At 47.0% G+C, this 11,955-nt stretch carries 12 protein-coding genes; 8 read left to right on the plus strand and 4 right to left on the minus strand.

Annotated features, from left to right (window positions below; genetic code table 11):
• Positions 1-24 precede the first annotated feature (24 nt).
• A complete protein-coding gene (locus tag NGM44_RS06090) occupies positions 25-798 on the minus strand; it encodes an ABC transporter ATP-binding protein (protein WP_253222852.1) in 774 nt (257 codons plus the stop codon).
• Positions 799-1,190: 392 nt separating this feature from the next.
• Here NGM44_RS06090 and NGM44_RS06095 point away from each other — a divergent pair, with 392 nt between their 5' ends.
• Positions 1,191-2,471, plus strand: coding sequence for a glutamate-5-semialdehyde dehydrogenase (locus NGM44_RS06095; protein ID WP_253222853.1), 1,281 nt, complete (start codon positions 1,191-1,193; stop codon positions 2,469-2,471).
• 31 nt (positions 2,472-2,502) lie between these two features.
• Complete coding sequence (locus NGM44_RS06100; RefSeq protein WP_253222854.1) at positions 2,503-2,889, plus strand: carboxymuconolactone decarboxylase family protein; 387 nt, start codon at positions 2,503-2,505, stop codon at positions 2,887-2,889.
• A gap of 132 nt (positions 2,890-3,021) precedes the next feature.
• On the opposite strand, the gene gltA is transcribed toward NGM44_RS06100, so the two are convergent.
• Complete coding sequence (gene gltA, locus NGM44_RS06105) at positions 3,022-4,299, minus strand: citrate synthase (RefSeq protein ID WP_253222855.1); 1,278 nt, start codon at positions 4,297-4,299, stop codon at positions 3,022-3,024.
• 781 nt (positions 4,300-5,080) lie between these two features.
• Between gltA and sdhC the strand changes: the two genes are divergently transcribed.
• The 6 genes from sdhC to NGM44_RS06135 all read left to right on the plus strand — a co-directional run bounded on the left by sdhC (position 5,081) and on the right by NGM44_RS06135 (position 10,168).
• Complete coding sequence (gene sdhC / locus NGM44_RS06110) at positions 5,081-5,470, plus strand: succinate dehydrogenase, cytochrome b556 subunit (RefSeq protein ID WP_253222856.1); 390 nt, start codon at positions 5,081-5,083, stop codon at positions 5,468-5,470.
• A 17-nt stretch (positions 5,471-5,487) separates the two neighbouring features.
• On the plus strand, positions 5,488-5,823 hold the full coding sequence (gene sdhD, locus NGM44_RS06115; protein ID WP_253224642.1) for a succinate dehydrogenase, hydrophobic membrane anchor protein: 336 nt from the start codon (positions 5,488-5,490) through the stop codon (positions 5,821-5,823).
• Positions 5,824-5,931: 108 nt separating this feature from the next.
• Positions 5,932-7,779, plus strand: a complete 1,848-nt coding sequence (gene sdhA, locus NGM44_RS06120) for a succinate dehydrogenase flavoprotein subunit (protein WP_253222857.1) — start codon at positions 5,932-5,934, stop codon at positions 7,777-7,779.
• A gap of 70 nt (positions 7,780-7,849) precedes the next feature.
• Entirely contained in the window at positions 7,850-8,560 is a 711-nt protein-coding gene (locus NGM44_RS06125) for a succinate dehydrogenase iron-sulfur subunit (protein WP_253222858.1), read from the plus strand.
• A 62-nt stretch (positions 8,561-8,622) separates the two neighbouring features.
• On the plus strand, positions 8,623-9,201 hold the full coding sequence (locus NGM44_RS06130; protein ID WP_253222859.1) for a GNAT family N-acetyltransferase: 579 nt from the start codon (positions 8,623-8,625) through the stop codon (positions 9,199-9,201).
• A 91-nt stretch (positions 9,202-9,292) separates the two neighbouring features.
• Complete coding sequence (locus tag NGM44_RS06135; protein ID WP_253222860.1) at positions 9,293-10,168, plus strand: AEC family transporter; 876 nt, start codon at positions 9,293-9,295, stop codon at positions 10,166-10,168.
• Here NGM44_RS06135 and NGM44_RS06140 read toward each other — a convergent pair.
• Entirely contained in the window at positions 10,157-11,353 is a 1,197-nt protein-coding gene (locus NGM44_RS06140; RefSeq protein WP_253222861.1) for an MFS transporter, read from the minus strand. The genes NGM44_RS06135 and NGM44_RS06140 overlap by 12 nt on opposite strands.
• A gap of 191 nt (positions 11,354-11,544) precedes the next feature.
• Positions 11,545-11,799: a (Na+)-NQR maturation NqrM gene (gene nqrM, locus NGM44_RS06145; RefSeq protein ID WP_253222862.1), complete on the minus strand. Its 255-nt coding sequence runs from the start codon at positions 11,797-11,799 to the stop codon at positions 11,545-11,547.
• Positions 11,800-11,955: the final 156 nt, after the last annotated feature.

Here is an 11,955-nt window from a genome sequence, read left to right on the forward strand (position 1 = left end):
AATAAATGATGGGCAAATTAACAATTAACGATGCGATGCCATAAATTCACGCACGCGCTCTGATTTTGGACGATCGAAGACCTCTTCGGGTGTGCCGATCTCTTCGATGCGACCTTGATGTAGAAATACGACCTTGCTAGATACTTCACGAGCAAAGCGCATTTCATGAGTGACGATCAGCATGGTGCGACCTTCGGCAGCAAGTTCACGCATGACTGCCAACACTTCATTGACCAGCTCAGGGTCCAATGCAGATGTCGGTTCATCGAACAGCAGCACTTGCGGCTTCATGGCAAGTGCGCGAGCGATGGCGACGCGCTGACGCTGACCGCCTGACAGATTGTCAGGGTAGGCATCTTTTTTGTCCAACAGACCAACCTTGGTCAATAAACGCTCAGCATCCTTGATCGCGTCTTCTTTGCTTAGACCCAATACTTGGGTTGGGCCTTCGATGATGTTTTGTAAAATGGTTTTGTGCGGCCATAGGTTGAAGCTTTGGAATACAAAGCCAATCTTTGAACGCAGTTTCTCAAGCTGACGACGGTCGGCGGCGATCAGCTCACCGTTTTTGCTTTTGAGTTTCAGCTCTTCTTGACCGACGATGATTTTGCCTGAAGTTGGGTTTTCAAGTAGGTTAATGCAGCGAAGTAGGGTTGATTTGCCTGAACCTGACGAACCTAAAATGCTGATGACATCACCATCATGGGCGGTCAGGGAAACACCTCTTAGTACATCCAAAGAGCCATAGCTCTTGTGAATGTCCTGTAAGTCCAGAGCAATTGGTCGTAAGCCGGTCATAAATCTTCCTGTCTTGTTTAATCTGTAAATAAAGCTTGTGACGATAACGCATCCTGCTGGTCACAAAAAACGAAGTTGTAATAGCATATTTTTACCCAAAACTAAAATAAAGGCAAATATTTTTCACAATTTTTTGCTGTATTTTTCATCAAAGCGGATAAAAAGCATATAAAATCGCTATTTTTATGAATAATCTGCATTTTTCTATGAAAAATTTGATGGGTATTTGTTGGTGATGATTGAATTTTATACAAATTTTCTTAGATAAAAATGGCGAGTGTGGGTGCGCTAGTTTGACAAATCGCAGTCGTGTTCGTAGTGCGGATTGCTTGCCAAATCGGAGCTGTGGTGCTATAGTCTTATCAATTTAAAATTAAAAAACAGGACACGCCATGAGCATCACCGACATCACAAGCTATATGAATCAAGTGGGTACAGCTGCCAAAGCCGCCGCTGCTCACCTTGCCGCCGCCGACACGAAGACCAAAAACCACGCCCTAAGCTGTATCAAGCAGGCTTTGATAGAGCAAAAACAAGCGGTGCTTGATGCCAATACCATCGATGTCAAAGCAGGGCAAGATAATGGGCTTGAGGCATCGCTCTTGGATCGCTTGGTGCTTAATGAAACGCGTTTTGATGGCATGATCGCATCGCTCGATGATGTGATCGCTTTGCCTGATCCTGTGGGTGAGATCAGTCACATGACCTATCGCCCATCAGGCATTCAGCTGGGCAAAATGCGTGTACCGCTTGGTGTTGTCGGTATGATCTATGAATCCCGTCCAAATGTCACCATTGAGGCGGCAAGTCTTGCCATCAAATCGGGCAATGCCATCATCTTGCGTGGTGGTTCTGAGGCGTATCATTCCAACCAAGCCATCGCTGCCTGTATCCATGCAGGGCTGACTATGGCAGGCCTGCCGCAGGATGTGGTGCAGGTGTTAGCGACCACAGATCGCTCGGCGGTGGATAGCCTAATCACTATGAAAGAGTCGGTCGATGTGATTATTCCCCGTGGTGGCAAGGGGCTGATTGAGCGAATCAGCCATGGTGCAACGGTGCCAGTGATTAAGCATTTGGATGGTAATTGCCACACTTTTATTGATAAAGATGCCAACCTTGAGATGGCGATTCAAGTCGCTACCAATGCCAAAACTTCTCGCTATGGCACCTGTAACACCATGGAGACGCTACTGGTACATGAAGCTATCGCAGAACAGCTGTTGCCTACCATCACACAGGCGATGATGGATGCAGACAGTGCCATGCAGTTTCGCTTATGCCCAGTCAGTCAAGGCATACTTGGGCAGAGTGATGCTTATCAGGCGGCAACTGAAGATGACTGGTACACAGAGTATCTGGCACCAATCTTGGCGATCAAGGTGGTAGGCAGTCTCGATGATGCCATCAGTCATATCAATCACTACGGCAGCCATCATACCGATGTCATCATCACTGAGAACTATACCACTGCCAATGCCTTTATCCGCCGTGTCGATTCGTCAAGTGTGATGGTCAATGCCTCTAGCCGATTTGCCGATGGCTTTGAATATGGCTTGGGTGCTGAAATCGGCATCTCAACGGATAAGATTCACGCTCGTGGCCCTGTGGGTCTGCATGGACTGACTTCCGAAAAATGGGTGGTCTTTGGGCATGGGGAAGTGCGAAGCTAATTAATCATCAGCATTTTAAGGAGAAATATGAATGGATAATAACCCAACCTACCAAAACGGCATCACCGTACGCAAGCAAGTGATGGGGGATGCGCATGTCGAGCGTTCTATGGGGCAGGTGACGCCATTTACCGCACCGCTACAAGACTGGATCAATGAACACGCTTGGGGTTCGACTTGGCAACGCGATGGCATCGATCGTAAAACCCGTTCATTAATTACCATGGCGTTCTTGATCGCCCAAAAAAGTCCAACCGAACTCAAAGGGCATATTCGTGGGGCGATCAATAATGGTGCAACCGTTGCAGAAATCCAAGAAGTACTGCTACACAGCTTACCCTACTGCGGCGCACCTGCGACCCAAGAAGCCTACCGTGCTGCCGTCGATGTACTGACCGAGATGGGATTGTTGCCTTAACGCCATCACCACCAAACGATAAGCTTGACACCGCTTTTGCCATGAGCTGAAGCGGTGTTTTTTGCATCACAAAAAAATTTCCCCAAGCGATCACTTGGGGAAATTTTTATAGTAAATCCGTTATGAATCGGATTATTTACGCTTGTCCACAGGTACGAACTCACGGTGTGTCTCGCCAGTGTAGCGTTGGCGTGGACGACCGATTTTGAACGGCTCTGAGTGCATTTCAGTCCAGTGGCTGATCCAGCCCACAGTACGCGCTAGAGCGAAGATTACGGTAAACATTGAGGTTGGGATACCGATTGCTTTTAGGATGATACCTGAGTAGAAGTCAACGTTTGGATATAGTTTACGCTCTACAAAGTATGGGTCTTCTAGGGCGATTTTTTCAAGTTTCATTGCAAGCTCAAGCTTCGGATCGTTGATGCCTAGCGCGCCTAGTACTTCATCACAAGTCTCTTTCATCACTTTGGCACGTGGGTCAAAGTTACGATAGACGCGGTGACCGAAGCCCATCAGCTTCACTTCTTTCTTCTTCACTTTTTCCATGAATTCTTCGACGTGCTCGACTGAGCCGATTTCGTCTAGCATCTGTAGGACAGCTTCGTTTGCACCGCCGTGTGATGGACCCCATAGTGCCACGATACCTGCTGCGATACACGCATATGGGTTGGCACCAGTTGAGCCAGCCAAACGCACGGTAGAAGTTGATGCGTTTTGTTCGTGGTCAGCGTGCAGGGTGAAGATCTTGTCCATTGCTTTGACCAGCACTGGATTGACTTTGTAGTCAGGCTCACCTGGGGTTGCAAACATCATGTATAGGAAGTTTTCAGCATAGCTGAAGTCCTTGCGTGGGTACATGAACGGTTCGCCGATTGAGTACTTGTAGCTCATCGCAGCTAGGGTTGGTACTTTTGCAATCAGATCAACCGCAGTGTTGTCACGATGCGCAGGATCAGAGATGTCTAGGTGGTTGTGGTAGAAGGCTGATAGCGCACCGACGACACCGACCATGATTGCCATTGGGTGAGCGTCACGACGGAAACCTTCGAAGAATTTACGCAGCTGGTCATGCACTGACATATGATCAGATACACGCGCGTAGAATTTTTCTTTTTCTTCGGCAGTTGGCAGGTCGCCGTATAGTAGCGCATAGCAGACTTCTAGGTAGTCAGCGTTTGACGCCAAATCATCGATCGCATAGCCACGGTGTAGCAGCTCGCCTTTTTCGCCATCAATATAAGTGATTTTTGATTCAACTGGAGCAGTCGCCATAAAGCCTGGGTCATAAGTCCATAGACCTGCTTTTGCCACCGCACTTACATCCAACACAGGGCGACCTAGCGTGCTTTCTAGCACTGGCATATCATATTCGACACCATCAACGGTCAGGGTAACTTTCTTTGACATAAAATGAACCTCGTTTCGATTGGGTTGCGTCCGAAACCTTGTATCGTACTGGCAACAGCCACCACTTCCTTGTAGCGCCAAGGTGTTTTGAACTTTTATATTTACAAGTTAAAAAGCCTTGTAAAAACTTCCAGTGGTATAAAAGTACAACACGCCCTCTGCAAGCACTCATACAATCGGACGAAATCATTCACACTCACTCGGCTAAGCCCTTAGCCAATTTTAAGTGTGGCTTCCTTGTTTTGCTTATTAAATTAAACATCTGTGAACAGATGCACTCAGCAGGAGTATTTTGGATAATACAAAAACTTTGGCAAACTTACAAGCATTATTTGCAAAATTTACCCAAATTTTAGTAAACAACCATCTACTGCTTAATCGTGATTTTAGGGCGAAGTTGGTCACTTGGCAAGCGCTTTTACCGCTGTGTTATGTTTTGTAACAATTAAATTGACTGATTTTTGGTGATTTTTTGGATATTTTTTAAAAAAATCACGGGAATTTTACCCAAAATGTAGGAATTTGTTTGTAATTATCGCCCAAGCGTTTTATAATTTAAATTATTTATCCTCGCATTTTCTTAAATGATAATCACTTGCATTTTTAAGACCTATGCTTTTTAAGTACAGTTTGAATGATATGTGATGTCGAAAATGTTTATTTTTAGTGGTGCTCGCTGTCTTGCTCAAGTTGGGCGAGTCGTGGGCGATGTTTGGGTTTGTCCTTACATTGCCTTTTTAGCCAGCTCTGATTGCCACTTTTCGGCGTAAATTAGATAAGGATGCCCGCTGTGAAAAGCAACCGACCGATTAACCTACCGTTAAGCCAAGTAATCGCGGTGAACTCAAAATCACCGATTGCGATGGCGTCTATTTTGCATCGTATTTCTGGGATTGTACTATTTTTGCTTGTCCCTGTGATGCTGTGCATTCTGCAAACTTCATTGTCATCAGCAGAAGGTTTTGCTGCTGTATTTGAAAATGCCGCCGTGCGTTTTGTTGCCTGGATTTTCGTGGCAGCGACTGCATATCACTTCGTGATGGGTATCAAGCACTTGCTTGCTGACCTTGGCATGAACGAAGAGTTCAACTCAGGCCGTACCGCTGCTGTGATCAGCTTTGTCATTGCTGCTGTACTGATTGTCGCATCGTTTGTATGGGTGATGTTCTAATGAGAAATAATTCTGGTATTAAAAGTGCGACTGGCCTAACAGGTTCAGGTTCTCGCGATTGGATCTTGCAGCGTATCAGTGCTGTGGTTTTGGCGGTTTATAGCGTTGTGATGGTAGGATTTTTCCTATTTAACGATGTGACTTTTGAAGCTTGGCAAGGTTTTATGCTAAGCCTACCAATGAAACTATTTAGCCTAGTTGCGGTGCTGTCTTTGGTATTCCACGCATGGGTGGGTATGTGGACAGTTTTGACGGACTATGTCAAATCATCAGGCCTGCGTTTGGTGATTCAGTCATTGGTGATCATCGCTGTTTTGGTGTATTTGTTCTGGGGTGTGATGATTTTTTGGTAATTGATGGTCTGTGATGATGTTTTATTGTCACGCATTTTAAGTATATTATCAAAATCAGGCGCTAAGCCAACCCATTAACACCAAATAAAACAATATTTAGGAACTAACATGGCAACACAAGATACTGTAATCAATAACATCCCTACGCTAAACTTTGACGCGGTCATCGTTGGCGGCGGTGGTTCTGGTATGCGTGCTTCTCTGCAGCTGGTCAATGGCGGTATGAAAGTCGCAGTCATCACCAAAGTATTCCCAACTCGTTCGCACACTGTCGCTGCCCAAGGTGGTATCGGTGCATCATTGGGCAATATGAGCAATGACAACTGGCATTTCCATTTTTATGACACCGTAAAAGGTTCTGACTGGCTGGGCGACCAAGACGCCATCGAATATATGTGCCGCGAAGCACCAAAAGTGGTGTATGAGCTTGAGCATATGGGTATGCCATTTGACCGTAACGCCGATGGTACGATCTATCAGCGTCCATTCGGTGGTCACAGCTCGAACTATGGCGAAAAAGCAGTGCCACGCGCGTGTGCAGCAGCTGACCGTACAGGCCATGCGCTACTACATACGCTGTACCAAAAGAACCTTGAAAAAGGCACGCAATTTTTCGTTGAATGGATCGCACTTGATCTGATCAAAGACGAAGAAGGCAACATCAACGGCGTCATCGCACTAGAACAAGAAACAGGCAATGTCTCTGTATTCCAAGCACACACTACCGTACTAGCTACAGGTGGTGCAGGTCGTATCTTCAAGGCATCGACCAATGCTTATATCAACACAGGTGACGGTCTAGGTATGGCGGTGCGTGCTGGCATTCCACTACAAGACATGGAATTTTGGCAATTCCACCCAACGGGTGTTGCAGGCGCGGGCGTACTATTGACCGAAGGCTGCCGTGGTGAAGGTGCGATCTTGCGTAACAAGCATGGCGAAGCATTCATGGAACGCTATGCACCGACGCTAAAAGACCTTGCACCGCGTGACTTCGTTTCTCGCTCAATGGACCAAGAAATCAAAGAAGGTCGCGGCTGTGGTCCAAATGGCGACTACATCGTGATGGATATGACTCACCTAGGCCATGACTCAATCATGAAGCGTCTGCCTTCAGTATTCGAAATCAGCCGTAACTTCGGTAATGTGGACATCACCAAAGAGCCAGTACCAGTTGTCCCAACCATTCACTACATGATGGGCGGTATCCCAACCAATATCCACGGTCAAGTCACTGTACCAAACCTAGAAGGCCCAGTGGATGAGCAAGGTCTATACACCGAAGGTAAAGTCGTCAAAGGTCTATATGCAATCGGCGAATGTGCGTGCGTATCTGTACACGGTGCGAACCGCCTAGGTACGAACTCACTGCTTGACCTAGTGGTATTCGGTCGCGCTGCAGGTCAGCACATCATCGATGAATTCCATCAAACTGAGCACAAGTACAAGCCACTAAGCCCACAAGTACTAGACTTTACGCTAGGTCGCTTGAACAAGCTACAAGAATCTACCGATGGCTTTAATGCACAAGAAGTGGGCGACGAAATCCGCCAAATCATGCAAGACCATGCAGGTGTATTCCGTACTCAAGAGCTGATGGACAAAGGCGTGGAGCGTATCTTGGCACTAGAGTCGAAGATCAACCAAATCCACCTAGCGGACAAATCTCAAGTCTTCAATACCGCTCGTATCGAAGCTCTAGAAGTGGCGAATCTATACGAAGTGGCAAAAGCAACCATGATCTCAGCGTCTCTTCGTCATGAGTGCCGTGGTGCACACATGGTTGTTGATTATGAACACCCAGCGGACTACGAGCCAGCACCACTTGGCCGTAATGACCGTGAGTGGATGAAGCATACACTATGGTACTCAGAAGGCAATAAAGTCGTGTACAAGCCAGTACGCAAAAAGCCACTGACTGTAGATTATTGCGAACCACGCGTGCGTACTTTCTAATCAACCCATTGACAAGATAAAGGATGGCTGGTGATATGCCAGCCAGACACAAAATTACTGGAGAAATACAATGAGTCGAGGCACCCGCATCGTAGAGATCTACCGCTACGATCCAGACAAAGACAAAGCCCCATACATGCAGACATACACCGTTGAGCTATTGGACTCAGACCGTATGCTACTGGATGTGCTATTGCGCCTAAAGCGTGAAGACGAGACCCTGACTTTCCGCCGCTCATGCCGTGAAGGTATCTGTGGTTCTGATGGTATGAACATCAATGGCAAAAACGGTCTTGCTTGCTTGATCAACATGAACACTCTGCCAAACAAGATCACCATCCGCCCGCTACCGGGCCTGCCTGTGATCAAAGATTTGGTCGTGGACATGAACCAATTCTACGCACAGTACGAAAAAGTTCATCCATATTTGATCAACAATCAACCAGCGCCACCAAAAGAGCGCCTACAATCACCAGAAGATCGCGAGAAGCTAAATGGTCTGTATGAGTGTATCCTATGTGCGTGCTGCTCAACTTCATGCCCATCATTCTGGTGGAACCCAGACAAGTTCCTAGGTCCATCAGCGCTGCTAAATGGCTATCGTTTCATTATCGACAGCCGTGACAGTGACACCCAAGCGCGCTTGGCTCGTCTGGATGACCCATTCAGCCTATTCCGCTGCCGTGGCATCATGAACTGCGTATCGGTATGTCCAAAAGGTCTAAACCCAACCAAAGCAATCGGTCATATCCGCAGTATGCTACTTGACCAAGCGGGTTGATATCAGTATGATACACAAAACCACATCACTATTGGTGTGGTTTTGTTGTCTTTGGAGTAATTATGCAAACTTTAGTCAAGCCTGTCACGCTCAAACTGCACGGCGTACGCCTAGAGCCATTGTGCTATTCACACGCCGATGGTCTGATAGCAGCTGTAGAAGATGGTAAGTTGTGGGAGATTATTGTCACTAGTGCGCCGACGCCTGAAACAATTGTTCCTTATATCCAGCAGGCTTTGGTCAATCCTGTGCGTTTTGCTTTTGCTGTCATTGATGATGCGACAAATAAAGTGCTTGGCACGACCAGTTATCATGACATTATGGAAGACATTCGCCGTGTTGAAATTGGTTGGACTTGGTATGCCAAATCGGCTCAGCGCACCCATGTGAATACAGCGTGTAAAATTATGCTTTTGACACATGCTTTTGAAACTTTGGGTTGTGATGTTGTGGGCTTGCGTACAGACTGTTTGAATTTTACCAGTCAAAAAGCCATCGAACGCTTGGGCATGAAAAAAGATGGTGTCATACGCCACCATTTATTGCGCCGTGATGGCACGGTGCGTGATACTGTGATGTACAGTATGCTCAAGGATGAATGGCAGGATAATAAGCAGCGTTTATTAGCGCGATTGCGATAGCTGTCGAAATAAAATCAAGGACTGACCACGGGTGATCAGTTTAATATTAAATAGCCTTATTCCCCTTAGCTTATGCATCATCGCAGGCAAGTTGCTGCGCCGTTATGGCTTTGTTGCGGATACAGTTTGGCAAGGGATTGATAAGTTAAACTACTATGTCCTATTTCCATCATTGCTGTTTTTGTCCATTGCGCGGGCGGATGTGGCATTGGGGGAATTTGGGCTTGTGGTGGCGGTGGTCGCTGTGGTGATGGCGATCGCGGTGGCAGGTTTATTGCTTGCCAAAATTATCCTAAAAGTCTCACATCACAACATCGGTGTCTATACCCAAAGCACCATCCGCTTTAATACTTATGTTGGCTTGGCATTGGTTGCATCATTGTTCGGTGATGATGGCATGACGCTGTTTTCATTGATCATTGCCATTTTTATTCCGATCATTAATGTGATCTCGGTGCTGTCTTTGACCGCACATCAAGGGCTATCCATCAGCGGTGTTTTGTTAAATTTATTAAAAAATCCACTGATTATCTCGTGCCTAGCTGCGATGGCATACAATGCTACATCGCTGCCTGTGCCGACGATGGCGGTGGATTTGTTATCCATGTTTGGCGCGGCAAGTTTGCCACTGGGCTTGTTGTGCATTGGTGCGGGGCTGAAGTTTGGGCGGATCAATGATCTAGGCAGTGATGTCATGACCGCGCACGCAGCGGCAGTGTGGCTTAATAGTGCGATCAGATTATTTGCCATGCCTGCGATCGCCTTTGTGCTCTGTACGGTGATGGGGCTGGTTGGGCTGGATCAGCAGGTGGTGACGCTATTTTTTGCTTTACCGACTGCGCCGACGGCGTATGTTCTGACTAAGGTTTTGGGCGGTAATCATCCTTTGATGGCGCAGATTATCAGTATGCAGACGGCGCTTGCGATGCTAAGTCTGCCTGCGGTGCTGGCGGTATTATTGGTGTGATTGATCTACTTTCTCACTGCTACCTGCCCAGATACCCATCGGAATATTAATCAGCATCAATGCGCTCATGGCAATCAATGCCCAGTACCAATCACCAAAATGCTCAAATAATTTACCCATCATCAGTGGTCCGCACATCGCGATGAAATAGCCAACCGCCTGCACCATACCTGATAAATCGCGCGCATGCTCAGTACTGGTGGTGCGTAGCGAAAATAGCATCAGGCATAGGGTGAAAATCACCGCGCAGCCAAAGCCCATCACCGCTGACCAAACCACCATCCAGTCAGGCGCGTATAATAAACCTACCACCCCAAGAAAATTGCATACGCTACCGATCAGACCGACGATCGCCGTAGAAAGACCGCGCTTGATCAGATAAGTCATCAGCAGAATCGCCACAGGCGCCATCAGCTGAAACAGCAGGGCAAATTGTGTCGATGCTGACAATTCATACCCAAAGCTCATCGCAATCGATGGCAAAAAACTCGCCACCGTATAAAATAAAAACGACTGCAAGCCCATCAGCACCGCGATCTGCCAAGCTGCTAGCGTGCGCCATGCGTTAAATGTCGCAGGGTGCTGCGCGGCTGCGTATGCTTGCGCGTGATGATTGACCCGATAAATGCCAAACCAAATCAGCGCTGCCAACGCACCAAATGCCGCCCACACACTCATCGATAGCTGCCAACCTGCCACATCTGCCATCGGTACAACCACCCACGCAGCAAAGCCTGCAAGTACCGACATACTTAAGCTAAAAACTCCAGTGGCAAGGGTGATGTGATTGGGTGCGCAGTGCTTGATAAATGGTGCGGTCAAGGCATTGAGTATACCGATGGCGAAGGATAAAATCAGCGTGCCTAAGAACAAAAATCCGACACCGAACCAGACGCGCACCGCCACACCGAGTGTGAGCAGCGCAGTCATCGCAAGCATCATTTGGTTAAGCCCAAAGCGGCGCGCAAGCATCGGTGAGAACAGCGCGCCTAGTGCAAATAACGGCATCGGTAGCGCACCAAGATAGCCGATCTGTGTGGCGGACAATCCCAAATCCTGCCCAAGCAGTGGCACGACCGAGCCAAGCATCACCAAAGGCGAGCGCATATTCACCGCGGCAAAAACCAAGCCTATGATCAGTAATAATAAAATCGTCTTATTCGCTGCGTGCGTCTGTGTGTTCATCGGTATGATTGGATTGTTATAATGTTGTGGTATTGTAGGGCTTATCGGCGGCAAACTCAAGGGTAGAACGCGGTATTAATGGTTATGGCGGGTGGGGTTTGTAAAGATGGTATCGGCAATAACCCGTCATTTTCCCAAAACAAAAAACAGCCATTTTTAAAATGACTGTTTTATCATAATAAACCCAAAGCTTAAGCAGGTTTTGACAGGCTTTGTGCTTTATTTTGGATGTCTTTATCAAGCTTAGCTTGGCTTTCGCATTTATTTGGGTCATTGCCACAAAATTGGCAATATTCGTCGCCCATCATTTTTGCCACGCCACCGCATGAGCCTTTGAGTGGTTGTTTTTTTACCATATAACCAACACCCATGAATAGGAAAAATAGGACAAATACGCCGAAAGTGACCGCAAATACAGGGATGAATTGATAAAGTAAATCGCTCATACAGTCCGCCTTATGCATACTGATACAAAATGTCAATTGGCGTATTATACCATCGTTTGCCGCTGCTGTTTGCTGATTTTTTGCAAATAAATGCTTGTTTTTGTATAAGTTTTATAAAAAAATGGCCCATCGCAGGGATGAGCCATTGTTTTGACA

It is taken from the genome of Moraxella sp. FZFQ2102, assembly GCF_024137865.1.
In the GTDB taxonomy this organism is placed as follows: Bacteria; Pseudomonadota; Gammaproteobacteria; order Pseudomonadales; family Moraxellaceae; genus Moraxella.

Bases quoted from the DNA above. Each gene is read 5' to 3' on its own strand.
- NGM44_RS06100 (WP_253222854.1), top strand. From the start codon at position 2,503: ATGGATAATAACCCAACCTACCAAAACGGCATCACCGTACGCAAGCAA.
- sdhA (WP_253222857.1), top strand. From the start codon at position 5,932: ATGGCAACACAAGATACTGTAATCAATAACATCCCTACGCTAAACTTT.
- gltA (WP_253222855.1), bottom strand. From the start codon at position 4,299: ATGTCAAAGAAAGTTACCCTGACCGTTGATGGTGTCGAATATGATATG.
- sdhC (WP_253222856.1), top strand. From the start codon at position 5,081: ATGCCCGCTGTGAAAAGCAACCGACCGATTAACCTACCGTTAAGCCAA.
- NGM44_RS06140 (WP_253222861.1), bottom strand. From the start codon at position 11,353: ATGAACACACAGACGCACGCAGCGAATAAGACGATTTTATTATTACTG.
- nqrM (WP_253222862.1), bottom strand. From the start codon at position 11,799: ATGAGCGATTTACTTTATCAATTCATCCCTGTATTTGCGGTCACTTTC.
- NGM44_RS06125 (WP_253222858.1), top strand. From the start codon at position 7,850: ATGAGTCGAGGCACCCGCATCGTAGAGATCTACCGCTACGATCCAGAC.
- NGM44_RS06090 (WP_253222852.1), bottom strand. From the start codon at position 798: ATGACCGGCTTACGACCAATTGCTCTGGACTTACAGGACATTCACAAG.
- NGM44_RS06130 (WP_253222859.1), top strand. From the start codon at position 8,623: ATGCAAACTTTAGTCAAGCCTGTCACGCTCAAACTGCACGGCGTACGC.
- NGM44_RS06095 (WP_253222853.1), top strand. From the start codon at position 1,191: ATGAGCATCACCGACATCACAAGCTATATGAATCAAGTGGGTACAGCT.